This window comes from Bacteroides sp. 2_2_4 (assembly GCF_000157055.1).
Classification (GTDB): Bacteria; Bacteroidota; Bacteroidia; order Bacteroidales; family Bacteroidaceae; genus Bacteroides; species Bacteroides ovatus.
This window is the reverse complement of record NZ_EQ973356.1, coordinates 271824-297791: the sequence shown is the minus strand read 5'-3', so window position 1 is coordinate 297791 and position 25968 is coordinate 271824. Positions and strand designations below refer to the sequence as shown.

Annotated in this window: 19 protein-coding genes; 6 read left to right on the top strand and 13 right to left on the bottom strand. The window is 43.4% G+C overall.

Annotated features, from left to right (window positions below):
• Positions 1-68: 68 nt before the first annotated feature.
• Together BSCG_RS22940 and BSCG_RS22945 are read left to right on the top strand one after the other, a co-directional pair.
• On the top strand, positions 69-1289 hold the full coding sequence (locus BSCG_RS22940) for a glycoside hydrolase family 88 protein (RefSeq protein WP_004305903.1): 1221 nt from the start codon (positions 69-71) through the stop codon (positions 1287-1289).
• Between the two features lie 64 nt (positions 1290-1353).
• Positions 1354-1911 carry a TlpA family protein disulfide reductase gene (locus tag BSCG_RS22945; RefSeq protein WP_004296965.1) on the top strand — a complete coding sequence of 186 codons (558 nt, stop codon included), beginning with the start codon at positions 1354-1356 and terminating at the stop codon, positions 1909-1911.
• Positions 1912-1999: 88 nt separating this feature from the next.
• Here BSCG_RS22945 and BSCG_RS22950 read toward each other — a convergent pair whose 3' ends face one another.
• The 4 genes from BSCG_RS22950 to BSCG_RS22965 all read right to left on the bottom strand — a co-directional run bounded on the left by BSCG_RS22950 (position 2000) and on the right by BSCG_RS22965 (position 7207).
• Complete coding sequence (locus BSCG_RS22950) at positions 2000-2476, bottom strand: copper resistance protein NlpE N-terminal domain-containing protein (RefSeq protein WP_004296964.1); 477 nt, start codon at positions 2474-2476, stop codon at positions 2000-2002.
• Between the two features lie 57 nt (positions 2477-2533).
• Positions 2534-3826: a hemolysin family protein gene (locus BSCG_RS22955; protein WP_008774942.1), complete on the bottom strand. Its 1293-nt coding sequence runs from the start codon at positions 3824-3826 to the stop codon at positions 2534-2536.
• Between the two features lie 187 nt (positions 3827-4013).
• Positions 4014-4796: a M48 family metallopeptidase gene (locus BSCG_RS22960; RefSeq protein ID WP_008774941.1), complete on the bottom strand. Its 783-nt coding sequence runs from the start codon at positions 4794-4796 to the stop codon at positions 4014-4016.
• A gap of 32 nt (positions 4797-4828) precedes the next feature.
• Positions 4829-7207: a TonB-dependent receptor gene (locus BSCG_RS22965; protein WP_008774940.1), complete on the bottom strand. Its 2379-nt coding sequence runs from the start codon at positions 7205-7207 to the stop codon at positions 4829-4831.
• 181 nt (positions 7208-7388) lie between these two features.
• Here BSCG_RS22965 and BSCG_RS22970 point away from each other — a divergent pair, with 181 nt between their 5' ends.
• Positions 7389-7823: a DUF2007 domain-containing protein gene (locus tag BSCG_RS22970; protein ID WP_004296960.1), complete on the top strand. Its 435-nt coding sequence runs from the start codon at positions 7389-7391 to the stop codon at positions 7821-7823.
• 25 nt (positions 7824-7848) lie between these two features.
• Positions 7849-8667 (top strand): alpha/beta hydrolase, encoded by an 819-nt coding sequence (locus tag BSCG_RS22975; protein WP_004296959.1) that lies wholly within the window; start codon positions 7849-7851, stop codon positions 8665-8667.
• A 408-nt stretch (positions 8668-9075) separates the two neighbouring features.
• Here BSCG_RS22975 and BSCG_RS22980 read toward each other — a convergent pair whose 3' ends face one another.
• Both BSCG_RS22980 and BSCG_RS22985 read right to left on the bottom strand, forming a co-directional pair.
• Positions 9076-9870, bottom strand: coding sequence for a DUF4595 domain-containing protein (locus BSCG_RS22980; RefSeq protein WP_008774939.1), 795 nt, complete (start codon positions 9868-9870; stop codon positions 9076-9078).
• A 6-nt stretch (positions 9871-9876) separates the two neighbouring features.
• Complete coding sequence (locus BSCG_RS22985; RefSeq protein ID WP_004305925.1) at positions 9877-11322, bottom strand: S41 family peptidase; 1446 nt, start codon at positions 11320-11322, stop codon at positions 9877-9879.
• A 180-nt stretch (positions 11323-11502) separates the two neighbouring features.
• On the opposite strand from BSCG_RS22985, the gene mnmA reads away from it, so the two are divergent.
• Positions 11503-12570 carry a tRNA 2-thiouridine(34) synthase MnmA gene (gene mnmA, locus BSCG_RS22990; protein ID WP_008648405.1) on the top strand — a complete coding sequence of 356 codons (1068 nt, stop codon included), beginning with the start codon at positions 11503-11505 and terminating at the stop codon, positions 12568-12570.
• Positions 12571-12610: 40 nt separating this feature from the next.
• Here mnmA and BSCG_RS22995 read toward each other — a convergent pair whose 3' ends face one another.
• The 7 genes from BSCG_RS22995 to BSCG_RS23025 form a co-directional block, all read right to left on the bottom strand.
• Positions 12611-13270, bottom strand: coding sequence for a LuxR C-terminal-related transcriptional regulator (locus tag BSCG_RS22995; RefSeq protein WP_004319560.1), 660 nt, complete (start codon positions 13268-13270; stop codon positions 12611-12613).
• A gap of 89 nt (positions 13271-13359) precedes the next feature.
• On the bottom strand, positions 13360-13950 hold the full coding sequence (locus BSCG_RS23000) for a DUF4251 domain-containing protein (protein ID WP_004305931.1): 591 nt from the start codon (positions 13948-13950) through the stop codon (positions 13360-13362).
• A gap of 68 nt (positions 13951-14018) precedes the next feature.
• The gene (nhaC, locus tag BSCG_RS23005; RefSeq protein WP_008774937.1) at positions 14019-15446 is read right to left on the bottom strand and encodes a Na+/H+ antiporter NhaC; all 1428 of its coding nucleotides are present in this window, start codon (positions 15444-15446) and stop codon (positions 14019-14021) included.
• A 156-nt stretch (positions 15447-15602) separates the two neighbouring features.
• Positions 15603-16037: a hypothetical protein gene (locus BSCG_RS23010; protein WP_004305936.1), complete on the bottom strand. Its 435-nt coding sequence runs from the start codon at positions 16035-16037 to the stop codon at positions 15603-15605.
• Between the two features lie 46 nt (positions 16038-16083).
• Positions 16084-17259, bottom strand: a complete 1176-nt coding sequence (locus BSCG_RS23015; protein ID WP_004305938.1) for an MFS transporter — start codon at positions 17257-17259, stop codon at positions 16084-16086.
• 26 nt (positions 17260-17285) lie between these two features.
• Positions 17286-19709, bottom strand: a complete 2424-nt coding sequence (gene pbpC, locus BSCG_RS23020) for a penicillin-binding protein 1C (protein WP_008774936.1) — start codon at positions 19707-19709, stop codon at positions 17286-17288.
• A 111-nt stretch (positions 19710-19820) separates the two neighbouring features.
• Positions 19821-25451: an alpha-2-macroglobulin family protein gene (locus BSCG_RS23025; RefSeq protein ID WP_008774935.1), complete on the bottom strand. Its 5631-nt coding sequence runs from the start codon at positions 25449-25451 to the stop codon at positions 19821-19823.
• 99 nt (positions 25452-25550) lie between these two features.
• On the opposite strand from BSCG_RS23025, the gene BSCG_RS23030 reads away from it, so the two are divergent.
• Positions 25551-25952: an FKBP-type peptidyl-prolyl cis-trans isomerase gene (locus BSCG_RS23030; protein ID WP_004305948.1), complete on the top strand. Its 402-nt coding sequence runs from the start codon at positions 25551-25553 to the stop codon at positions 25950-25952.
• Positions 25953-25968: the final 16 nt, after the last annotated feature.

Below are 25968 nucleotides of genomic sequence, written 5' to 3'. Positions count from 1 at the left end.
CTGACCGCTCAAGTAACTGACAAAGAGAAATAAAGATTAAGAATTAACGCGAATATATTTGAACTAAGATGAAAAAGATTGTAGTAGGTCTGGCTGTGATGTTAGGTTTTTGTATGTGCACTCACAAGCCTTCCGGTACATTGGATGTGAATAGGGCATTAGACTACTGTGCAGAGCAGACACAACGTACGCTTACGGAACTGAAAACAGATTCCGGCATTGACTATACGATGATGCCACGTAACATTATGGCTGACGAACACCACTGGAACTGTCGTAAGGCAACGAAAGAAGAATGGTGTGCCGGTTTCTGGCCGGGTGTGCTCTGGTATGATTACGAATATACACAGGATAAGCATATTCTGGAAGAAGCGAAGAAGTTTACGAACTCATTGGAATTCCTTTCTCGAATACCAGCTTATGACCATGATTTGGGATTTCTCGTATTCTGCAGTTATGGAAACGGCTATCGCTTGACGAAAGATCCTGCTTATAAGAAAGTGATTCTGGATACGGCCGATTCGCTGGCTACTTTATTCAATCCGGTTGTAGGAACAATGCTTTCGTGGCCTCGTGAAGTGGAACCACGCAACTGGCCTCACAACACAATCATGGATAACATGATTAATCTCGAAATGCTTTTCTGGGCAGCAAAGAATGGTGGAAATCCTTATTTGTATGATGTTGCCGTTTCTCATGCTGATAAAACAATGAAATGTCAGTTCCGTCCCGATTATACATCCTACCATGTAGCAGTCTATGATACCATCACTGGTAATCTGATAAAAGGAGTAACCCATCAGGGCTATGCAGACAGTACCATGTGGGCGCGTGGTCAAGCATGGGCAATCTACGGATATACTGTAGTCTATCGGGAGACGAAAGATCCTAAATATCTTGATTTCGCACAGAAAGTGACAGATGTTTATCTCGAACGTCTGCCGGAAGATAAGGTTCCTTATTGGGATTTCAGTGCCCCGGGAATACCGGATGCTCCGCGTGACGCTTCGGCTGCGGCAGTAGTGGCCTCTGCTTTGCTTGAACTATCTACTTACCTCCCGAATGGAACCGGAAAACGTTATAAAGATGCAGCTATTGAAATGCTGGCAAGCCTGAACTCTGACAGTTATCAGAGTGGCAAGAGCAAACCGTCCTTCCTGCTTCATAGTGTAGGACATTGGCCGGCTCATTCAGAGATAGATGCCTCTATTATTTATGCAGATTATTACTACATTGAAGCATTGCTTCGGTTGAAACGTCTGCAAGAAGGAAAGAATGTAATTAAATAAAGAAGATTTATATAGAATAAAACACTATCTTTATCACAGTTATTTAACAATAAATCTATGTTGTATGAAACAGTGCATTAAAACAAATGGAGTTTTATTCTTTTTTTGTTTGATATCATTAATCATTACTGCACAGGAGCAATCAGTGCAGTCTAATATCAAATGCTTGAATTATCCTAGTTCGTTTGAGTTATTGCTTCGGCATTTTAAAGGAAAAATTGTATATATTGATGTAATGGCATCTTGGTGTAAACCCTGTCTGGCAGAACTCAAAGAATATGAAAAAACAGATGATTTTTTCAAAAAGAATGATATTGTAAGACTTTTTATTTCAATAGATGAACCCAAGGATTGGAATGCCTGTTTGAAAAGATTGGATGAAAGATTATTAAATGGGTATTTTGTCACCTATCATCGACCAGAGAATAGTGTTGAGAATAATAAATTTTCTGTTGAAGTGGAGAAGTTGTTTGTCACTTATGATGAGAAAGGTAATTTCGCTGGGCTTTCAGTTCCTCAGTTTATTATTGTTAATAGGGAGGGAACTATTGTAGAATATAAGGCACAAAGACCAAGCAATCCGGAGGAATTGAAGAATCAGTTGAAACAATACTTGGAATAATATGAGGAAAGACTCCCAAAAACGAAAAGCTCTGCAAGAACGAAGGTTCCGTGCAGAGCTTTTTTTACTGGTTAGGGTTAGGTTTATTTTATTGTTTTACCTTGATGATGTCATAATTCAGATCGCTGACAGCTTCTTGCAAGCTATCGTTCACCAGACGAAGAGTGGTGTCATTTACAATCACGAAATACATCGGAGCTTCACCATCCTTCGGAGTTAACTTAACAGCAGTAACAGGTTTTTTGTTCACAACCTTGTGTACTGTTTGTTGTTTTCCTTTTGAAGTGAAAGTCTTGTTTTGTCCTTGACCTTCAGCATCGAGGTAAGTCATATCCAGTGTATACGCAGTATCTACACCGTCAGTTGCAGCGTTCAAGGTTAGTACATAGTCAATACCCGGACCGTCGGCAGCAGGAAGAGTACCTTCATAAACTTCAGTTAGTTCGGTAATCGGAGTCATAGCAAGAGCTAGACTGTCTGCTTGAGCCTCTGCGGCTTTGTTTGCTTTTGATTGGCATGATGCCAAAGCAGCTACGACTGCTGCTAACATAATTACTTTTTTCATCGTTAAGTGCTTTAAGTTAATATAAATATAGTGAGCTATTGCTCGTTTTTTGCTATCCTATTCCTGCTCTTCGTCCCGTTTGATGACAAGCAATTTGTCTACTCGTCCGCGGTCCATGTCCACCACTTCGAATTGCAGATTCTTGTAGGTGAAGATGTCTCCCGCTTTCGGGATACGGCCAATCAGGAACATGGCTAATCCCCCCAGAGTGGTGAAGTCTTCCGATTCCAGATCTTCATAGGATAAAATACCCATTTCCTCCATGAAGTCGTCGATGTTCATTGAAGCTTCCACCAGCATCGAACCATCCTGCCTTGTGACGATTTCTTCTTCTTCCGTTTCATCCTCTTCAAGGATGTCTCCGAAGATACTTTCGGTCAGGTCGTGCAGTGTGATAATGCCTTCTGTGCTGCCATACTCGTTAACAACAACTCCGAACTTGTTTTTGTTCTTCTTAAATAGCTCTAAAACTTTATTTGCATATAAACTTTCCGGAATAAAGAGGGGAGGACGGGCTATTTCGCGTAAGTTAAACAGCTTTTTACTGCCTATCATCAGGATAATATCCTTTACGGAAACCACACCGATAATCTCATCTTTCCGTTCGTCCACCAACAGATATTTGCTATAATGTTCTTCTTCGATTGTCTTCATCACCTTTTCCTGCGTATCATCAGGGTGAAGGATAATGAGATCTCTGCGATGCGTCATCAGTTCGTTAGCCCGTTTGTCGGAGAAGCGGAACACATCACGTATCATTTCCGTTTCCTCTTTGTCAATCACACCCTGTTCCGAACTTTGATGGAGAATCATTTTGATTTCCTCCTGCGTCATGGGGCGTTCTTCGCTTTTCAAACCGATGAGTTTATTCAGTAGCCGGGTAGAGACACTCAGCAACCATACAAAAGGATAAGAAACCTTTGTCAGGAGAATCATGACCGGGCTGAACAAAGTGGCGTATCGCTCCGGATTACTAAGAGCGATAGATTTGGGTACTAGCTCTCCGATAATCAGAGAAAGATAGGTAATGATTGCTACGGTAGTAATCATTGCCAGGTTGCGTGCATAAGCTTCTGCGCCCGGAATGAGGGAAAAGAAAGGAACGAGGTCGTCGGCAATAGCCACACCACCATACGCACCGGATACGATACCGATCAGCGTAATACCGATCTGAATGGTAGATAAGAACTTTTCCGGTTCTTCCAATTGTTTTAAAACTCCACGGGCTGATTTGTTATCTTTTGCGACAAGTGTTTCAAGACGTGCTTTGCTGGATGATACCAGCGCAATTTCATACATGGCAAAAATGCCATTCAGTACAAGTAAGAGAAGTATGATAAGAAATTCCATAAATGGATTAAAATGGTTATAGGGTCGAAATTACAAGAAATCAGGGCACTATGCAAATCTATGTTATAGATTAATGATTTTTTAATAATAGTGTGTCCTTTTTTATCAAAAACAGAGGAGGAGATACTGCGGTTGACAAACCGCAGTATCTCCTCCTCTGTTTTTGATTTAGGAACGATGTCCGTTATTATTTAGCGTAGGTTGCTGCTTTTGCTTTTGCACGTTCGATACGTTTCATGGTATCCGGGTGTGACGAGAACATCTTTTGCAGGTAAGAAGCTTGTGGAGCATCTTTCGACAGTTCGGACAACTTAGTCAGTGAGTTAGCCATTGCATACGGGTCGATACCGTTCTTTACACAGAACTCTACTCCGTAATCATCCGCTTCGCTTTCCTGCTTCTGTGAATATTGTGCGCCTGCCAGAGCTTCAGCCATAGCTCCCAGCTCGGAGTCGGTCAGTTTGGCTACTTTATCGCTGCTGGCACCTGCTGCATTCTTCACGGCTGAACGGAGATAAGCATTCTTCATGGCATCTTTAGAATCTGTGTGAACTACGTGGCCAATCTCATGTCCTACCACTGCCATCACTTCTTCATCCGTCATCACATCCATCAGACCGGCGCAAATACGTACACTACCGTCGCCACAAGCGAAAGCATTTACGTCTACCACTTCATATACACCAAAGTTAAGTTTCAGTCCATCCACTTCTTTGATATGTCCCGTCAACTTCTCCAGACGTTTGCCATATTCAGTATCAGGTTTGGTCAATGGATTATGAGCATCCATCCATACCATATACTCCTTACTCATGTTGGCGATGTCCGCATCAGATAAAGTAACGGCTGATACTACGTCTTTACCGGCTTGTAACGCTTTTCCCAAATTAATCTTCTTGCCGAATTGTGCAGAAGCTGTCATACCCATGCCTAACAATACGAAGGCAATCATAGCGATTTCTCTTTTCATACTCTTTTCTAGTTTACAGTTTTATGCATAAATTAATACTCAAATGTTATTCCTAATGTGGGGAGCAATGTCCCGCTCGATTGTTTGAGGCGTTTCATTTTATAGTGTTGACTGTCGGCAGGGGCTTCCGGATTTTCAATGATATCGGTGCTCATCAGTACATCTTGCTGTTTCAGTTTGCTTACCGTGATATTTTGCAAATCAAGATAGAATCCCAGCATACAATGTTTCAGATAAAATGTCTTGTCGATACGGAGGTCTACCTGTGCAAAAGCCGGAAGACGTTCTTTATTATATTTAGAATAGTCGTAATATGCTTTACCTTGTGCATCCCAGGCAGATACCAGAGATGACTTTTCTTCATCATAAGGCGTATAAGGAGCACCGCCGATGCAACTGACTTTCATCCCGACACTCCATTGGCGCGGCAGATTGTAGGTTCCCCGTAAGTTGAAGATATACCGGTTGTCCCATGCGGATGCAATGTATTCACTCTCTTTGTCGTTGCGGTATTCGCTTTTAAAGATGGTAAAGGAAGAAGCCAGATTCAGTTTCTTGGCGATCAGCCATTTCACCAGAATCTCCGCACCATACGAACGTCCCTGGGCGGTGGAGGTCAGCAATTCGTTGCCAATCACCCCGTAGTCATTCCCTTTGCAGGTAAGAGGAATGCCATCTACAACGGAGAGCGGAATTTTATCATAATCTTTGTAGAATCCTTCCACGGAAACTTCGAAAGTATCTCCTTTGCGCCAACTGATACCCAAGCTTTCCTGGCTGACTTTCATATAGCGGAGATTGTATTTGTTGACATACGTTCCGTTATTATCCTTAAAACCGAGAGCCGTGTAAGGAGGCAACTGGTAATAAAGTCCTGCATTTCCGCTTAAAAACCAGTGATCGGCAAGTTGATAGGAAAGCGATATGCGCGGTGAAAGCTGGTCGGAGAGTGATTTCATCGCCGATGAATAATTGTTGGCATCCGCTCTCAATCCCAAAGAAGCAGTGAAGCGTTCGTCCATCGAAGAGTAGCTGATAGTGCCGAAAAGTCCCCAGCGCATCATCCCCAAATAAGTATGGTAATCAAACGTTTGTGCCTGATTGGTATATGCCTTTTGAAAGGTGGTGTTGGTATATTGGCTGTAATCCAGGTTCAATCCGAGGTTGACCTTCCAGTTGCGGAAAGAAGAATTGTTTTCGAAACGGAATTTTGTCTCTTGTTCGGTAGAACGGAGGCGGAGCATCAGATTCTCCGGAATACTTTCATCATTCTGACGGTATTTGGTGTTGCGGTTGTTCAGATAGCTGTGACTGACTACCACTGACTGCACATGTGCGCCTGCATAATGACGATAAACGGCTCCCAATGTAAATGTCTCCTGCTTGATTTTCGGCAGGTAACTAAGAATATATTCGTTGTCTTCGCTATCCGCTTTCGTGTTCAATCGCATATTGTCGATTCCTCCGAGTCCCAGCACTGTCAACTCGTTCTGTTCGTTAAACCGGGTTTTCAATTTGAACTGCGCATCGGTGAAAGTCGGCAGGAAAGGGAGGTCGAGCATATCAAACAGGAATTGCAGATAAGATTGACGTATAGATACCAGATAAGAGGTCTTTTTCCCGATATGCCCGTTGGAGGCGAGCGAGACTTCGGATGCTCCGAGGGTAGCCTTTACAGAGTTGTGCTCCATATCTCCGTCGCGCAACTTGAAATCAAGAACGGAACTAAGTGCGTTTCCTCTATCAGTGGGGAAAGCACCGGTGTAGAAATTGACTTCACGTATCAGGTCGGCATTGAGGATTCCCACCGGACCACCGGAGGCTCCTTGCGTACTGAAGTGATTGATATTGGGAATTTCCACTCCATCCAGGTAGAAACGGTTTTCAGAAGGAGAACCACCGCGCACAATCAAGTCGTTGCGGTATCCAATTGGTGAGAAGGCAACTCCCGGATAAGACTGTACAATACGTGAAATGTCCCGATTGGCTCCCGGACTTTTTTCTATTTCCTGCAATCCGATAATGCGCAGGCTGACGGGGCTTTCCAAATCACGTCGGAAAGGAGAAGCGGTGACGGTTACTCCTGCGAGTTCGGTCAGGTTCTCTTCCATCTCTATTGAGATGTTCAAATCTTTGGTAGATACAATATATTCGGGAGTAGTGACACTTTTGTAGCCGATGGCAGTTGCTTGCAGGCGGTAGATGCCGGGAGGCACTTGTTCGATGGTGAAATGGCCTTCCGCATTGGTGACGCCACCTTTGTTCAGTCCGAGAACCATTACGTTAATGAACTCTAATGGCTGACGGCTGTTTTTCTCAATAACCGTTCCCCTGATTTGATGTACAGGTTGTGCCTGTAGCAGGGAAAGTAGAAGGTTTGAAAATAGTAGCAGAGTCAACAGTCTTTTCATGTGATTGCGAATTATTGCTGCGAAAGTACGAAAAAAGTATTAAAGAATGATACCTTCCGTGAATAAAAACAGAATCACTTCCTGTTTGGTTCGTTTTACCTACTGATAAAGTTAGCCGGATTTTGTTTCACATTTCATTTTTATATCTTATTTTTGTGGGACATATTAAAACAGATTCCTTATGAAGACTGTAAAATTGATAACTTGTAATGATGCGATGAAGGCACATATCCTTCAGGGAGCGTTGGAGAATGAAGGCATTGAGTCTATTCTGCACAATGAGAATTTCTCTACTTTGTATAAGAGTTGTGTGAGCAATATAGCAGGAGTGGATATATTGGTGGCGGATGAGGACTATGAAAATGCTGTCCAAGTGTTGAGGGATAACGATAGTTGGCCGGAAGAGTTGACGCTTTGTCCGTATTGCGGTTCATCGGACATTCAGTTGGTTCTAAGAAAAGGAAAGCGGTGGCGCGCTTTGGGTGCCGCTATCATTTCTGCATTGATGGTCACTCCTCCGGGAGATAACCACTGGAACTATACCTGTAAACAGTGTCATAAAACCTTTGAAATGCCGGTTTCTAAATTTAATCCTTCTGCAGAGACAGAGGAATAACTATATCTAACTATTATAACACACAATGAAAAAGAAAAAACTTCTATTAATTGCTCTTCTTTTAGTATGGGTGGCTCCTTCGTTTGCTGCCAAAGTAGATACTTTATTAATTAAAAGTCCTTCCATGAATAAGGATGTGCAAGTGGTGGTGGTAACGCCGGATGCTGCGCTGGGGAAGAAAGCGGTAGCTTGTCCCGCCATTTATTTGTTGCACGGTTACGGTGGAAATGCTAAAACATGGATTGGAATTAAACCGAATCTTCCTCAAATTGCGGACGAAAAAGGAATTATATTCGTTTGTCCGGACGGAAAGAATAGCTGGTACTGGGATAGTCCGCTCAATCCGTCTTATCGTTATGAAACTTTTATTTCATCGGAACTGGTGAAGTATATCGACGAACATTACAAGACGATTGCCGACAGAAAAGGACGTGCCATCACCGGATTAAGTATGGGTGGACACGGAGCGATGTGGAATGCAATCCGTCATAAAGATACGTTTGGTGCCAGTGGAAGTACAAGCGGAGGGATGGATATTCGCCCGTTCCCGAAAAACTGGGACATGTCCAAGCAGTTGGGAGAATATGAATCTAACAAGGAAGTATGGGATAATCATACCGTTATCAATCAGATTGATAAGATAGAGAATGGCGATTTGGCTATCATTGTCGATTGTGGAGAAGGAGATTTCTTCTTGAATGTGAACAAGGATTTGCATAACCGCCTGTTAGAAAAAAAGATCGATCATGATTTTATTACCCGTCCGGGAGGACATACAGGGCAGTATTGGAATAACTCCATTGATTATCAGATTCTGTTCTTTGATAAGTTTTTCAAGAAATAAAACCGGGAATACTTGACTTTGGCTTTTCAATGTTGTATCTTTGGTACAGAATCATAAAATAGATTGAGGTTAAACTACGATAGAAGGAGGGAGCGGAAGCTTTCTCCTTTTTTGTTGTATACTTGGGAGGCGTGAGCTTTATCCCGGCTTATAAAAGGGATGAAACCAGAGATTAACGTGTTTTATACCGCAGCTTTATAAAAATTAGACGGTGCGTTACGACTCATTAAACGCTGCGTTAGGAGAAGTTGAAGCCTTTGTTAGGTAAAATCAGAGCCTTTGTTTCGGAATAAACAAAGTTGAGGTATGAAAAGGGGCTTTATAGGTTAAGAATCTATAATTCTGCTCTTGACAGAAATAGAGTGATTGTGCTACTTTAAAAGAGAATTCGATGTTCGGAATGAAAGATTATTCGAAAGAAACCGAAATGTTGCGTGTGTATGGATAATAGCTGGCCTGTCCTCCGGCATAGGTCGTTTGACAAATCATCCTGGATGGATTCCCTTTTTTATCAAACTCATACGAATAGATTGTCTTTTCATCGTTACTTCCTGCAAGACAACTGCGTATGGTGAAATGGCGCGGGTCCTTACCCAATAACCCAGCGTAAAGAGCTTCAATATGGAATGTCAGAGGGTGTATTTCTAATAAACCGAGGCAGGGCAAATGGTATGTCGAACTTTCTTCTCCCGGTTCATAAATGAACTTGTTTTCAAGGCCGTTCATCTTGGAACTGATAGAGGTTATATCTCCGTTCTCGTATGTAAGTGATGTTGATGAGTATTCTGTATTGTCAATATTCTCGACAATTCCGGTTAAGTATCCTTCTGCAGAGTAAGAAAATTGATAAATACGATTTTGTGAAGACAAACTGTATACACATTGACTGGCATAGCCTTCGCTATTTAATGTATATACTAAAGTGAGATAGTCAGTGGTAACTGTTACCTGATTATCAGAGTAGCTCAAGTTTACTTCGTTGCTGATTTCTTCTTCGAAATAACGTTGTTTTATAATATGTTGAATCAGGCGCTCACCATCGAACATAAATTTCTCTGTCTTATCTACAGGGTTTGAATCGTTCTTGACGGATTCATTGAAAATCATAGCCCATTGCCCTTTATTCTCTACTGTGCCCTTTTCGTCATCATCCGAACAACTGAATATCAGTATTGCCAGCAATAAAATAGCTACTTTTTTCATCCTTTCTTATTTTAATCGTAATCCGTTACTACTAAAACGTCTACTTGCCGGACTTATTACGCTTTTCTCTATTTTGAATTGCGCTTTTGTGGTCTCTTCGGTTTCTTCATCCTTTGGTGGATAACTTCCGTCAATAACACCGATGGCTACTTTTAACATTCTTTCGTTAGGATCACCGAATGGTAAAAATTCACTATAATTAGTAACTCCATCAATAGTAGTTTCACTGATTTTAAGATCTGTTGCAGGGGAGATAGCTCCTCCGGCATCGTGGTTGGAATCATAGACAGTGCATACTACCGGGTTGATTGACCACAGAAATTCTTCATTAATGAATTGTTCTGTTGCTACATTTTGTCCTTTAGTGACACCACCGATGGTTACGACAGGATAACTGTCTTTCAGTGAAAGACTCCTAATTAACATTTCCGGTGCTCCGGCTGTTGTACTGCTTGTAATAGCAAACAGAGCGGGCAGGTCTAAATTAACACCGCTCTTTAATATCTCACTATCAAAGTTGATGGTAGCATCCTTGTCTCTGTTTTTATTATTATATTCCAGATAGGCCATCGGCTTATTTAATCGTGCCTCTGAAGTCAGAATTGTACCTAATAACTGAACACAATCCAATGAACCACCGGTGTTGTAACGTAGGTCAAGTATAACATATTTCACGCCAGCTGTCTTGAACTCTTGTGAGATTTGTCGCAGTTCGTTATTGTATTTGTCCGGATCACTATTGGTTCCGGCTGTGAAGCTATTGTACATGAGATACCCTACTTTAATATCTCTATTGTTTTCTTTTACCGTAAGTATTTTGGTCTTATGCACTGGATTATCCTCAACGGATCGTGCCGCAGGTAGTTTTAATGTTATGTCATTAGGTACTACCTTGTATACAAATTCTTCTTCTCCTTCTTCCCCTTCTTCCGGCTCAACAGGAACTTCTTTCCATACTCCCATCACCAAATCCCGGGCTTGGGTTCCTTGCAGTAATTGAGTCTCGTATTTCTTGCTGATGTAAGAAGTATCGACTTTCATAATCCAGTTTCCACGTTCCAGTCCGGCTGCTTCTGCCGGTGAACCGGGGATGACGTAAGTAATTAATGCATTATATGCTGTATCGATATCCGCACTTCGAACCAGTGAATAATCAAATCCATAGGTAGGCAGCGGAGTCTCCATCACAGAGTCCACAAACGAATAGCTGTCGTTTTTTGATTTTACTTTAGATAAAAATGAGGCAGGTTCCAGAAACAGATTCACATCATCGTAGGAAGGTAGATCTTGATACCACAGATAGTTCTGCTGCATGATGTCGTACATCCATGTATCCAGTGCGGTCTGATGGGCATACTCCGGCCAGCGGTCGACACCACAGGAGAAAAAGCCACTGATAAATACGATGCTCAGGGCAGGTATGAGGATTATCTTTCTTAATTTCGTCATCATAAAAAGCTTTTTACTGTGCAAATGTAGGAAATACTTTGCTTATCTACCACATTTATGGTATAAAAATACCTTCAATATGTGATTGGCTGTTAGAGATTCTTGCCTTATCTTTGTAGCATAGAATTTTTTAATAGGTATTAGCTTACATATAGAACGTTATTAATAGACGAATCATTATTCATGGATATAGCTGCATTATTATCAGGAGGTGTCGACAGTTCGGTTGTTGTACATCTCCTTTGTGAGCAAGGATATAAGCCCACTCTTTTTTATATTAAGATAGGCATGGACGGAGCGGAATATATGGACTGTTCGGCAGAGGAAGATATTGAATTATCTACTGCTACGGCACGTAAGTACGGTCTGTCTTTGGAGGTAGTGGATTTGCATCAGGAGTATTGGGAGAATGTAGCGGCCTATGCCATTGATAAAATCCGGCAGGGACTGACGCCTAATCCGGATGTGATGTGTAATAAGCTTATCAAATTCGGTTGCTTTGAACAGCGTGTTGGGAAAGACTTCGACTTTACGGCAACCGGTCATTATGCCACCACCTTGCAACGCAACGGTAAAACTTGGTTGGGCACAGCGAAAGACCCTGTGAAAGACCAGACAGACTTTCTCGCACAGATTGATTACTTGCAAGTTTCCAAACTCATGTTTCCCATTGGAGGTTTGATGAAACAAGAAGTACGTGAGATTGCCAATAAAGCCGGATTGCCGAGTGCCAGAAGGAAAGATAGTCAGGGTATCTGTTTTCTCGGGAAGATAAACTACAATGATTTTGTCCGTCGCTTTTTAGGAGAAAAGGAAGGGGCGATTATTGAATTGGAAACCGGAAAGAAATTGGGTACACATCGCGGCTATTGGTTTCACACAATCGGCCAGCGCAAAGGGCTTGGATTGAGTGGTGGTCCCTGGTTCGTAGTCAAGAAGGATATTGAAGAAAATACAATTTATGTGTCCCGCGGTTACGGTGTGGAAACACAGTACGGCAATGAATTCCGGATGCATGATTTCCATTTCATTACTGATAATCCCTGGAAAGGGCAGGAGAAGGAGATAGACATCACTTTCAAGATTCGTCACACTCCCGACTTTACCAAAGGAAAACTGATACAGGAAGGAGAGAAGCAATTCCACATTTTGTCCTCTGAAAAGCTGCAAGGCATTGCTCCGGGGCAGTTTGGGGTGATTTATGATGAAGAGACGAAAGTTTGCGTGGGAAGCGGAGAAATCGTCTGTTAAATAGTTCCCTTAGAGGGGTAGAGGTTAGTGAATAGCGGTGTCAGATATAGTATTCGGCTAAATCCACAATCCCTGCTCTCATCGCATATTTAGTAGCCTCGTGCACATTATTCACTCCCAATTTACGAAAGATATTTTTACGATGGCTGTTGATCGTATGGAAACTAAGATTTTTCTCTGCGGCAATCTCTTTCGTTGTTTTCCCTAATGCAATTTCTTTTAGGATATTCTTTTCTGTCTGCGTCAGCAAATGGTCGTCCATGCTTGACGCTGCCAGCGGAGAAGAAGTTCCCGAAAGCAGCAGATTGCTGACATGATTGCAAATATACCTTTGTTTGCGGGTGGCGCATTGAATGGCAGTCATGATTTCTTCTTTTGAGTTATCTTTCATCACTACCCCGAAAGCCATGCTGCTGAATAATACCTGACGGAGAAAGTTCAGGCTTAGTTCGTCAGAGAATAGAATCCAGTCGGCTTCCTTGAATCTTTCCTGCAGGACAATCAATTCATCTGCCCCCGCAAAATTGAACAAGGTGTAATCCAGGATAATCACTGCTTGCGGATACAATCGTAGCTGCTGAATCAGTTCAGCTTTGTTGTCAGCTTCTAAAAGAAGGGATACCTCCTTTTGTTTACTCAACAGGAACATCATTCCTGCCTTACTGATATCCTGATTGTCTGCAATGATAAATTCTCTCATAAGCCATACTGAATAAAAAAAACTCCGCTACAAATGTACGCATTTTGCGTGATTTGTAGCGGAGTTATGATAAGATTCTTGTATCCGGATTACCAGGAACGTCCCTTGAAGATATTTGACTGGTCAAGCGGAACGATATTTCCGTTCAATGTCAGGTTGTTATTGCTGAAGTTCGGGCTGATACTAACCGAAGCTGTATTGTTTCCACTGCTCATATTAATAAATACTTGAGCGGAGATGCCGATACCCTGAACACTGAATGAACAGTTCACATTTCCTTTTTTGTCGATATTCATCTTCATATCCGAAGAATTACCATCTACTGTCACACCACCGATTCCGTTAGGACCTGGGTAAGGAGTGTTGAAAGCAGTCTGTACGGTAGCTCTGTTGCCGTTCATCAGGACGAAGTTGGTGTTTGAAGTAACAAAAGCACTCATACCGTTGCGGAAGACAACCTGATTAGCTTCCAATACAAATTGCTTGTTTTTCAAAGCCTGTACAGCTTGTTGATAGGCTGCCATGTCCTGCACCTCTTCTTCGGCACGGAGTTTCGCTCTCTCTGCATCTCTTTGAGCTTTTCTTTCTGCGCGGCGTGCTGCTGCGTTACTTTCTTGTGCATACATCATTGTGCTTGCACTCACTAATACTAATGCTACTAATGCAATAAACTTTTTCATAACTTTTTTTTGTTTAGGTTTAATATGTTGTTCGTTTATTGCAAAAACAAAAGTGTATGCCAGATTGTTCACGAACGTCGTGCAATTTTATATCCGATGGCTGCCACGGTGATACTCATTAAAGGACTGATAATGTTGAAAAAACAATAAGGGAGATACACAAGTGTGGGTACACTCAAGATGGTGGCTTGAGTCATTCCGCAGCTGTTCCACGGGATCAATACGGATGTAACGGTTACTGCATCTTCCGTGGTACGGCTTAGTAAGCAACTTTCATACCCTTTCTTGGCATAAATATCGCGAAACATATTTCCCGTCAGAATAATACTGATATATTGATCGGCAGTGGTCAGATTAAGAAACAGACCGGAACAAACCGTCGCACTGACCACGCTGACTGTTTTCTTCATAAAGCGCACAAAGATGGAAGTGATACTTCCCACCATGCCGCTTGCTGTCATTGCTCCGCCGAAACACATGGCACATAGTATCAACCAAATCGTATTCATCATTCCTGACATGCCGCGTGTGGCAATTAAATCTGTCAGAACGGCATTATCCGTGTGCAAATTTGTCTCTCCGTAGATAGTCATCATCAGTCCTTTAAACAGTGAATCGAATCCGGAAGCGGCAATTCCTGAAATTTCTTCCAACAAATCCGGCTGAAAGATTAAAGCAAAAACAGCAGCCAGCAGGGTGGACAGGAACAGCGTAACGATAGACGGCACTTTCTTCGCTATCAATATGCCGGTTGCTACGGGAACTATCAACAGCCATGGAGTGATATGAAACTTTTCATTCAGAGCTGTTGCCACTTCTGCGATGTGTTGTGTATTGTTGGCATCATGAGAGAATCCTGCTACGGTGAAAATAATTAGCGTAATGACAAGAGATGGAACCGTAGTAATCATCATGTAACGGATGTGACGGAACAAGGGAGTGTCTGTGATAGAAGAGGCTAGGATGGTGGTTTCGGATAAAGGAGATATTTTATCTCCGAAGTATGCTCCTGAAATAATGGCTCCGGCAATCCAGCCGTCTTCAAAACCTTGCGCCTTTCCGATACCCATCAGGGCGATACCGATGGTAGCAATGGTAGTCCACGAACTTCCGGTCATAACGGAAATCAATGCGCAGATGATGCAGGTAGATGCCAGGAAGAAACTGGGATGGATAATTTGCATCCCGTAGTAGATTAGCGTAGGCACTACTCCACTAATCATCCAGATCCCGCTCAACGCACCGATTATCAATAGAATAATAATGGCTGTTGCCACTCCGGCAATATTGTTGGTTATGGCAAGCTCGTAATCTTTCCAGGGAATTTTATAAAACACCATACCGATAAGGATACAAATAGCTGTAGTGGTGAGTAGTGACACTTGGCTTCCGCCGCTTAGGGCATCACTGCCAAATGTGCGGATAGTGGCAAACAATAATAACACCAGTACAATGATCGGCATCAATGATACAAAGGGAGAGGGGGCTTTCTTCATGTTGATTCTTATAACCTTTTATTTGTTTTCCGGCTACTGTTTTGTTTATAGCCGCGCAAAGATACAACAAAAAAGAATGAAATCTTTTGCTTCAAAACGTCAGGCAATAAAAATTATTATAAGTTTGTATTTGATTGGAATATGTATAAGACCGGCTTAATTAGCGAAAGTCTTACGCCTTATCCACCAGTAACGGATGAAAAGTACCCCTGTCAGGATGAGGGCAATGGATAATCCGGTATAGAAAACAGAAATGAACGTTTCGGGCAGAAGATGGAAGCTACGTATAGTAATTCCCAGAGAAATCATGAAGATCATTGTAATCCAGCTTTTCACATCGAAAAAGGAGAACGGGCAATTTTTGTGTTCTTTCTTTTGTTCGATTCGTTGGGTATGTTTATAATAAAGTCTTCTGAACACCAGAACGAAGAATAACAAGAAAACGACGGTGGCTTCTCCTATTTTGAACATCCAATCTTGGGAGGTGTTTAACCAGGTTACAATTCCTATTCGCAGAATATTCGCACCGGCTATAATCCAGACGGTGCCGGCTGTGATAAGTAAGATTTGTCTGTTAACTCCGTATTTCATTGGCTTTTTTATTGTAATAAACGGTTTGATCGTCCGTTTTGTTGACTCACTTCTTGTAGAAAGTCGTAATTAATAAAGAAATTCCGGTTAAAACGACTCCGGTACCGATAACTCCGTGCCAACCATACAGTTGCCAAAAGCTGCCCGCCAGAAATGTTCCCATTGAACCGCCAATAAAGTAAGTAGTCATGAAAACTGTATTGATACGGTTCGAAGCGCGCGGGTCTAGTTCGAAGATACTTGTTTGGTTGCTAAGTTGGATGCATTGCATCCCTATGTCAATGATGATGATTCCGGCAATGATACCAATAAAAGTGTTTTCACCGATGAAGAACAGTAACCAGGCAAAGAGAATCAATCCGCAACCGATAAAGTTAAAGCGGCGTACACCTACTTGCTTTACGTATCTTCCTACGAAAGAAGCAGTCAATGCTCCGGCCACTCCGCAAAGTCCTAGCATACCGATTACGTCGCTGTTGGCGAAGAACGGGGCTTGTCCCATTTTAAAAGCCAGACAGGACCACATGGCGAGGAGGGAACCGAAATTCAGTGCCGCCCGGATCGAATAAATGCGCAGTTGCGGGTATTCTTTCACTAAGGCTAACAGAGATTTCATCAGGCCGCTATACTTTCCCTGAAAGTTGGTCTGAATGTCAGGAAGGACTTTTAATACAACGATTGCGCAGATAAACATCATGCCTGCAGCGATGTGATACATTTCCCGCCAGCCAATCAGTTCACCGATAAATCCGCTGACGACACGTGAAGCCAGAATGCCGGTCAATAGTCCTGATAAGACAATCCCTACATTTCTGCCTTTATTTTCCGGACGGGAGAACTGGGCGGCTATCGGAATGAATATTTGTGGAATCATCGAACAAACTCCCGTGAGGAATGAAGCGATAAGTATCAAATGAAAATTGTGCGTCAGGGCGATAGTCAATAGAGAGAATATCAGAACGGTGAAGTTGACCAGGATGATTTTCTTACGCTGATATAAATCTCCCAGAGGGGTGATAAACAACAATCCTGCCGCATAGCCTATTTGCGTGACCATGGCAATCAGGTTAGTTCTGAACTCTGATATGCCAAGTTCATGGCGTATCATATTTAATAGAGGTTGAATATAATAGATGTTAGCTACCGAGACACCGGCCACAATAGCAAGTGTCCAGAGGATAGATGCCGGTAGTCCACCGTTTTCTTTTAATGGCTGTTTCATGCGGCAAAGATAATAAAATAAGATGTTTATTCGATGAAGAAAGTGGTGGAAACTGTGTTACCTTCTCCGTCTACTGCCGTCAGGGAATGTTTGCCGGGAGCAGGTTGCAGGGAAATTTTGTGGAAATCCTGTGTCTGTGTCTGATAGGTGTCGTCGAGATGCCAGAAGATAGTGGCATTGGGATTGCTGTGTGCCAGTTCCACCGTGATAAAGCCTTTGCTGCCGTCCAATTGCTTGGGCAGCTTGATGTGGGCGTTCATCGGAGGGTAGATGAACTGCATGGGTTGGAAAGAATCTTCTCCGCAGCCGGCTTTGAAAGGTGGCAGCGGTTTATATTCCGGATGATGCTGTTTATAGTACCATTCCCATACGGGCGGCAGGGCAAACCATGATTTCTGAATGGTAGGTTCCGTGTTTGCACAGTTTTCATAGATGCGGTGGCTTTCGTCGGCGGATAGTGTGACGAGATGATGGTAAGGACAAGCCTCTGTCCGTAATCCGACGGGAAGGATCAGTACGGTGTCGGTTTCTTCACAGAAACGTCCTTTCAGATGACCGGATTGACGGCATATCTCTGCATCAACAAAAATTCCTGTGGGACGTTCGAACCAGGGTGAAGATGGGAGATAATTGAATATATCGAATAATACGGGACCGGCCGTTTGTGCACCGACCAATCCGGGTTTTCCCTCTCCGGTTGCATTTCCTACCCATACGCCTACTGCATAGCGGGGAGTTACGCCAACGGCCCAGGCGTCACGGAATCCGTAGCTGGTTCCGGTCTTCCATGCGATAGCCTGCATCGAGGGGATTGATTTCCAGTCAATTTCTTCAGGGCGGTTGACTTCTGTTAAGGCGGAAAGGGTGAGCCAGGCCGCTCCTGCCGAAATGACTCCTTCTGAAATAACTCCTTCTAATATATCCTTTCTCGAAGTTGTTTTTCTTGAAATGGTCTTTCCTGAAGTAACTTTTCTTGAACCATCTCTTTCCGAAACTGTCTTTTCTTCTGTTCCCAGTAGTATCTGCACTTCCTTTTCTTGGGGAAGGTCGTTGGAATGACTGTTGGAGAGGATTCGTCCCATTTGTGCATAAGCATTCGTCACATCCCATAAAGTAGCTTCGGCACCTCCTAAAATGAGTGATAATCCATAATGGGCGGCTGATCGGTTGATAGTCTTGAACCCCATTTGTTGCAGCATGTGATGAAATTTGGGTACTCCATATCTTTGTAACATGGTGACAGCCGGGATATTCAATGAGCGGGCAAGAGCTTCGGAAGCGGGGACGGCTCCTTCAAACTGCAGGCTGAAGTTTTGTGGAGTAAAGCCGTTGATATTAACGGGTACGTCCGGTAACAGCATTTGCGGTAATAGACTTCCCTCCTGTAGCATGGCACCATAGAGAAAGGGTTTTAAAATACTGCCTGTACTTCTGGGAGCTTGAATCACGTCTACTTGATTCCCCCCTTGCTTACGGTCGAAATGTACATTTCCGCAGTATGCTACCACTTGATTGGTGGGAATGTCTATAATTAGGATAGCCAGGTTACGGATATCACTTCGATTAAATTCATTGCTCCACCGTTCCGCCAAACTCTCTATATGGGTTTGTATTCCTTTATCGATGGTTGAGCGGGTATATAATCCGTTTCTTTCTTGATAAAAGCGGGTAACCAGGTGGGGGGCTATTTGAGGAAGAGGATGTGGTTCGTCGGGTAACGGTTCGCTGATAGCCAATTCATAGGTGGACGCATCAATAATCTCTTCTTCAAAAAGTTGTTTTAATAAACGGTTGCGTTTGGAAAGTAGTGTTTTTCGTCCTTTGGATAGATGAATCATGGCGGGGGCATTGGGCAGGACGGCCAGCATGGCTGATTCCGCCCATGATAAATCTTCGGCAGAATGACCGAAGTAGCGCCAGGCAGCAGCATCCAGTCCTACTACATTTCCTCCGAATGGTGCATGAGAGACATACATGGATAAGATTTCCTCTTTGGAAGTCCGAAACTCCAAACGGGTAGCCCAGATCATTTCGATGACTTTCTCTCCGATAGTTCTGGGTTTGTTCCGGGCGAGACGGATGGTCTGCATGGTAAGGGTACTGCCTCCGCTTACAACACGTTTATTCTTTAAATTCTGATAGAGTGCTCTTCCGGTAGATAGCGGATTAACTCCCCAATGGTGGTAAAAGTGTTTATCTTCAAAGGTAATAAGACATTGCTTGATTTTTTCAGGTGTTGTCTTTCGGGGAGGAAACCGCCATTGACCATTCGAAGCGATACGTGCTCCCAGTAATTCTTCGTTTCGATCAGTCACAACGGTGGAGTAGGGTACATGAAACAGTTGCCGGGGAAGGCAAAAGATGTATCCTATCATCAAAAGAGCAATGCTTATTGTCATTACTTTCTTAGTAACAGATAATCGTTTGAAGAATTTATATATAGGATTCATTTAAATGTTAAGAGCTAAGAGACATATCTTTGTGACAAATAATTAGGCACGAATTACACGGATTACGCATTTTTGGTTAACGAGTAGAACCGTGTAATCCGTGCCTGAAATTTATCGACTGACAGTTGTTCTTCCCGCTTTGCTGCGTGCCTGTACGTTTACATCATACATTGCTTCACATTGAACAGCAGGAAGAATAAAGTTACCAGCATAAGTCGCTTGCAATCTGACAGTGAACACTTTTGTTTCACCACGACGCAAATTGAAATAAGTCAATACCCTGTCATCGCGTATATCCAGATAATTATATTTGCTGACGGATTTACCGGAACCGTCGGCTGCTACGTTTTCCGTTTCGGGGGCAACCATTCTTTCGTTGTATATTTCCCAACCGGACGGTATGATATGCGTCAGTGCCAGATTGGTGTAATCGGAAGTTCCGCTAATATTGGATATGGAAGTGATAGCCATAAAGTCAGTTCCCTGTATAATATCATTGACAGAGATTGGTGTACCGTTCAGGTTGGCATATCTTATATCCATGCGAAGATTGTCGCTGATGGCCGGTAATGTATCGTTCAACAACTGTGTGCGTGTGATAAGGTCTACGCTAAGCGCTCCTTTTCCTTGATTCTTCACAGCAATCATACCGGATTTGGGAGTGGTGGCGATTTCCTTTTCAAACACAGCTTTAGCCGATTTCACAGCAGGTTGTTGTTTGTCGTTCCATGTCCATACGAAATCCAATGTGCCTGACAGCTTTTCAGCCAGACGTCCCATTGCCATAAGAGCAAAAGCGGTGGATTGTGTACTGAACCACTCCTCTTGTGACAGATTCTTTGAAACGACTTTTGCCTGCTGCAAAGCATCCCGTTCCCGGTTCATCAGGATCAGTGTTTCCAGAATCATAGCTTCATCACGGTCGGAGGAACCGTAAATCTGATTCATGGAAGAGTAGGGGCTTACTGTTGTTTCCGCATTATACACCAGTTCTTCAGCCGGTTTCATCTTTCCGGTCAGTGCATAGGTTGCTGCCAGTCTCCATTTAGCCTGAATGGATAATCCTGCCTGTTCTTTCATCCGGTTCATGGCCCCATATTCCGGTACTCCTGCCAATGCAAGCGTATATAAGCGGAAAGCCTGTTGCAATTCCGACTGCCATTGTTGCCAGCCGCTTGCATCCTGCGGCATCCGCCAGTTCTGTGCGGCGGCACGTTGGAAACGCTTCCACTTGTTCAGTACATTCGAATGAACGGCGTATCCTTTTTCTTGTGCCAGTGTCAGGAACATTCCTGCATAAGAACTGATCCATTCGTCGGCAACAGCATTTCCCGGCCAATATACAAATCCGCCATTGGGGAGTTGACGACCATAAATCTGCCGGATAGCTTCCTGTACATTTGTCTTTATCTTTTCGGCTTCTATCTTATCTATTGTTTTGAATTGGCCGACAAACAGAAGAGGCAAAGCCTTGGAAGTCAACTGTTCTGTACAATGATGCTGATAGTTGTATAAGAAGTCGAACCGGCGGCTGATATCAACCGAAGGTATGCGTGATACTTCCAGCTTTATCTGGTTATTTGCAGAAGAACTGCTTAGATTGTATGAAAGTTCTTTGCTTTGTCCGGCTTCTACCCATTGACTGTTGCGCAGGGTTACTACCGGATTCGGGTTGCGTACTTCTATTTCAATGGTTTCTTTAGTTTGTTGTCCGCCACCATTGGCTGTCAGATGGATGGTAGCCTTTCCTGTTTTACTACCTGTTTTTAAGGTAAAGAACACGAGCTGGTCACTCGGTTGGCTAAATTTGAGCGACTGTTGATTGGCCCCTACAATCTGTACTCCTCCACCGGACGCCTGAAGTGATACGGTTACATTCTTCACTTGATTTTCCATCGCAAAGATATTTACCGGAACGGTGATTTCTTCCTGAATACTAAGCACACGGGGCAAGGTGGACAACATCATTAACGGAGTCCGCACGAAAGCCGTTTTTTCCGCATTGCCGTACGCTCCCTCTTGTCCGGCAACCACCATGGCACGTACCGAACCTACATACATCGGAAGTTTCAGCGTATGCGTCTGGCTCTTACCTTTTCCCAGATAGAAAGGACCTATAAACTTGACTACCGGTTTGAAGCGGTTTGCTTTTGCATCGGCAGGTTTTAATGTGGCGTCTCCACCCGTACTGAAAAGTGAACTGTAACTTCCGGCGGAAGCTCCCAATACATTATCATACATATCCCATGTCCGGATGCCGAGTGCTTCGCGTGAATAGAAATCATTCCATGGGTCCGGGGTTTTGAAATTGGTAAGATCCAGCAAACCGTCGTCTACAATAGCTAATGTATAAGTCATCGGTTTTCCGGTCTTTTCGCTGACGGTCACATTGAAGTTGGTTTCCGGGCGTAACACTTCCGGCATCTGTATCTGCGGTTGCAACACCGTCTGACTGTTAGTCACGAATACCGGAACGACGCCATACATACGGATAGGCAGGTCATTGACTGTTTGCGCGTGAGGCTGTAACAGACTGATATGCAGATATACATTCGGAGTCATCTCCGGTGTAATCTTGAATGTATATTTCGTATCTCCTCCGTTGGAAACCTCTATCCATTCTTGTCGTAATACGGTAGAACCGTTTTCTATGGATACCAGTGCACGTCCTCCCGCTGCTGCAGGAATGATTGCTGTGGCTGTTTCTCCTATTTCATAAGAATCTTTGTTCAGCGAGAAAGCAAGCATTTTGATACCGCTGGGATCAGTCTTGCTCGAACGTCCCCGCCATTCCGGCCAGTCAACATAAACTGTACCTCCGGTGGCATGTCCACTCTCTTTATCTTTCACGTAAACCAGGTAGCGTCCCCATGACGGATAATCGATACGGAATTTGAAAGATGCTTTTCCGCCTCTTGTCTGTAAATTGCCGCTGGCAACAGGAGTGATGGAACTGTTGTTGATATACGTTCCGAAAGATTCACCACTGTTTTCCCACCACCAACTCCAGCCGATGCGGTATATTTTGTATTCCAGATTAGAACTGTTCACTAACTGTCCCTGCGTGTTTACAGTTACAATATCGAATACATGATCTTTGTCAGTTTCAATATATTTGCCTTTTGGCTGGTTCAGATTGATACCGACATAAGAGGTGAATGGTGAGAATGGAATTGTTTGAGTGTAGATGCTGGCATCTCCTCCCGGTTCGAACACGCGGGTGGTGAAAGTGGCGTTCAGCATACCCGGCGCTTCCGTTGCGGTCGGAACTTTCAGCATGACATTTGCTTTTCCTTCTGCATCCAGTGTGCCGTCAAATATATCTGTTTTGATAGTCGTGAAATCCGTAGCCGGATTGTTAAAGATATATTGTCCGTAATTCTTAAACTGTGTATTCACTTTCGATAAAGACATTTCTACTTTGGCTTTCAGTTTGGAGGCAGTTGCTCCTGTCAGCCAGGTTGAAGTGAGTGGGGCATAGAAATCCTTGTCCGTGGCTTGAAGCACCTTCGGCAATGCCAGATTTATTTTCAAGCGGTTGGGCTTTATGGTTTCGATACGCAGACCTTTGTGGAAGGTGGTTCCTCCCACCTTAATATACGCATTCCAAAGTCCGGTCGGGTCTGTTGCCTGTGTCGGAACGTCGAATGTATAGAATCCGTTCATTCCTTGTGTTGAAATCATTTTCGTGTAGAACTGTCCTCTCGGATTGTAAATCTCCAGTGCTACGGGGTGCTTGTCGGGGATTCTCTTTTCGCGGTCTTCCAATATAAAGGAAATGTGCAGCGTGTCTCCCGGGCGCCATACCCCTCTTTCGCCATATATAAATCCTTTCAGTCCCTTTTGAATATCTTTTCCTCCCACGTCGAATCTGCTGACGGACTGTTCTTCACCGTCCACAACGCGGACGTACGCTTTTTGCTTGTCCGATTCTGCCACGATAATGAAAGGCACACCGTTCGGAGTGATTTCAACGAATCCTTCTCCATTGGTTTCTCCTTTCCCTATGGGTTGTAACTGGAAGTTATACGCTGTTACCTGTGCTTTCCCTATCGGTTTTGTATCCAAAATATTACTAACGGCAATCCACAGTTTATTCAGTGAGTTCCGTTTTACAATCATTCCCAGGTTGGAAGCAAAAACGTTGCAGGCAGCTGCCCGGTCTGAATCCATATAATAAGACGGATGGCAGGGGTTGTCGCGTTCCGTCCATCGGTACACACTCCAGTCCATTGTTCCGCCATTGTAATAATAGTAGGCTTCGGGGGTATTCCAGATTGCTTCATCTTCTTCGGACAAAACACTTCCACTTACTTTGGTCAGCCCGTCGGAGGTGCTGCTGTCGGCGAATTTCATATCCTGATTCTCGCCTCCTCCACAAGGATAAGCGGAGTATTCCTGACGAAATGAAAGTATGACACGATAGATGGCACCCGGTTCCTGGTGGATTAATCCGGCAAGGTCTATCGAGTAATCTCCCCAATGATGAATGTCTTTGGAAGCATCTTTGGCAAGCCATAATGTTTTCTTGTAAACCAGTCTTCCAGAACGGCGTAGCTCATTGGCCGAGGCCAGTGAATTGGTTTGCATAAACATCAATACATTGTTCTCGAAAATGCGGATCACGCTCAAATCCACAGCATATAGGTTGACAGCCCTGAAAGGAATAATCAGACTTTTCGAATCGGGCAGGATAGCGGCGGTAGTAGACATTTCCACTTGTGGCTTCAGACTTACTTCACTGAATGAGATCGTATGAGAAGTTCCCAATGCTTTACCTTGACTGTCTTTGACTCCTTCATGGATATTCAGCGTCAGTTTGTTCTGTGTGTTTGCTTCGAAATAGATAAAAACTCTGTTCTCACTGATTTGGAAGATCGATGAGGAGATTTCCGGGATCTCAATCAGTCCTTTTAAATCTTGAGTAGTGGATAAGGGAGCGGAGAAAACAATCTCGATTCCATTTTCCGGTTGGTCGATGCGTTCGGCAGACATGAAACGGAAACAATCTTTCGCCGGTATCAGTACTTCTTCGGTTTGTTTACGGTCGATGCCGGCCGGGTTGCCGTTGGCTGTGATAGTCAAGGGGTAATCATCAGCTTCTCTGGGGATTTGTCTGATACTAAACAAATACCGGGTATGATTGTCGGTTGCGGTGACTTCCACCGGATAACTCTTTTTCCCGTCACTGGCAGTCAGCATCTTTTCTACCTCTTCCTTTTTCACTACGTCGCTGAAACGTATCTCTCCTTTCATATTTATTTCATTCGGTTGGGTAGCTGTAATCGGTAATGATTCCAGTTGCAGGGTGAAGTTACGTTCTTGTACGCGGAATGAGAAGTTGAACTCTTTCAGCTTTTTGTCCACTTCGATGAAGTCTCCGAGCCGGAAAGTTCCTTCGTAAAGTGTTCCCGGTTTCAGCGCTCCTTCTTCGGGCACAAATTCAATGGTATTGTTGCTAACCCAATATGCTTTTCCCTTTAATGAAGGTGAGAAACTGAACGGATTGCTTTTTAACTCATTGTTCAGATCCACCATGGGTTGGTCGTGGGTCAGTTCTATACGTATGGTCGAATTTTGCGAGATGACTCCTCCCGTATACGCATTTACATACGGTGCATAATCGGCAGAAGGAATGATGTCTTTTTGAGTGCGTGTGCATGAATATAGACCCACAGTCATCATGATAAGTAAGAATAGTCCGGTAGCACTGATGCTACGTGTAGTCTTTGTTTGTCCCATAGTGAGAAGTTTTTTATAGTTCAACAAACAAATATACAGTTTTTATGCTAAATCCTTTGTTATTCTGATTATTTTTGCAAGTTCTTAATCAATTTATTTATGGGGAAAAAGAAAGAATACAAAGAGGCCAATCGGCGATTTTTGAAAAAACTGTCTTTTCAGGAAGGTGTTTGCGCGTTGCCGTGTGGAATCTATTACAAAGTTTTGGAAACTGGCGAAAGTACGATTTCTCCGGGTGCGCGGAGTATTGTTACCGTGCATTACAAAGGAAGTCTGATTGATGGTCGGGTGTTTGATAATTCTTATGAGCGTACTTGTCCCGATGCCTTACGTCTTAGTGATGTAATAGAAGGGTGGCAGGTGGCACTTCAGAAAATGCATGTTGGTGATAAATGGATTATTTATATTCCTTATGCAATGGGATACGGTATCAAATCTTTTGATTCTATTCCTGCTTACTCGACATTGATCTTCGAAGTGGAACTGCTTGGCGTTGCATAGAACATAAAGATGAGCT

Bases quoted from the DNA above. Each gene is read 5' to 3' on its own strand.
- pbpC (WP_008774936.1), bottom strand. From the start codon at position 19,709: ATGAATCCTATATATAAATTCTTCAAACGATTATCTGTTACTAAGAAA.
- BSCG_RS22985 (WP_004305925.1), bottom strand. From the start codon at position 11,322: ATGATGACGAAATTAAGAAAGATAATCCTCATACCTGCCCTGAGCATC.
- BSCG_RS22975 (WP_004296959.1), top strand. From the start codon at position 7,849: ATGAAAAAGAAAAAACTTCTATTAATTGCTCTTCTTTTAGTATGGGTG.
- BSCG_RS22995 (WP_004319560.1), bottom strand. From the start codon at position 13,270: ATGAGAGAATTTATCATTGCAGACAATCAGGATATCAGTAAGGCAGGA.
- BSCG_RS23000 (WP_004305931.1), bottom strand. From the start codon at position 13,950: ATGAAAAAGTTTATTGCATTAGTAGCATTAGTATTAGTGAGTGCAAGC.
- nhaC (WP_008774937.1), bottom strand. From the start codon at position 15,446: ATGAAGAAAGCCCCCTCTCCCTTTGTATCATTGATGCCGATCATTGTA.
- BSCG_RS22940 (WP_004305903.1), top strand. From the start codon at position 69: ATGAAAAAGATTGTAGTAGGTCTGGCTGTGATGTTAGGTTTTTGTATG.
- BSCG_RS23010 (WP_004305936.1), bottom strand. From the start codon at position 16,037: ATGAAATACGGAGTTAACAGACAAATCTTACTTATCACAGCCGGCACC.
- BSCG_RS22980 (WP_008774939.1), bottom strand. From the start codon at position 9,870: ATGAAAAAAGTAGCTATTTTATTGCTGGCAATACTGATATTCAGTTGT.
- BSCG_RS23025 (WP_008774935.1), bottom strand. From the start codon at position 25,451: ATGGGACAAACAAAGACTACACGTAGCATCAGTGCTACCGGACTATTC.
- BSCG_RS22960 (WP_008774941.1), bottom strand. From the start codon at position 4,796: ATGAAAAGAGAAATCGCTATGATTGCCTTCGTATTGTTAGGCATGGGT.
- BSCG_RS22955 (WP_008774942.1), bottom strand. From the start codon at position 3,826: ATGGAATTTCTTATCATACTTCTCTTACTTGTACTGAATGGCATTTTT.
- BSCG_RS23030 (WP_004305948.1), top strand. From the start codon at position 25,551: ATGGGGAAAAAGAAAGAATACAAAGAGGCCAATCGGCGATTTTTGAAA.
- BSCG_RS22970 (WP_004296960.1), top strand. From the start codon at position 7,389: ATGAAGACTGTAAAATTGATAACTTGTAATGATGCGATGAAGGCACAT.
- mnmA (WP_008648405.1), top strand. From the start codon at position 11,503: ATGGATATAGCTGCATTATTATCAGGAGGTGTCGACAGTTCGGTTGTT.
- BSCG_RS23015 (WP_004305938.1), bottom strand. From the start codon at position 17,259: ATGAAACAGCCATTAAAAGAAAACGGTGGACTACCGGCATCTATCCTC.
- BSCG_RS22965 (WP_008774940.1), bottom strand. From the start codon at position 7,207: ATGAAAAGACTGTTGACTCTGCTACTATTTTCAAACCTTCTACTTTCC.
- BSCG_RS22945 (WP_004296965.1), top strand. From the start codon at position 1,354: ATGAAACAGTGCATTAAAACAAATGGAGTTTTATTCTTTTTTTGTTTG.
- BSCG_RS22950 (WP_004296964.1), bottom strand. From the start codon at position 2,476: ATGAAAAAAGTAATTATGTTAGCAGCAGTCGTAGCTGCTTTGGCATCA.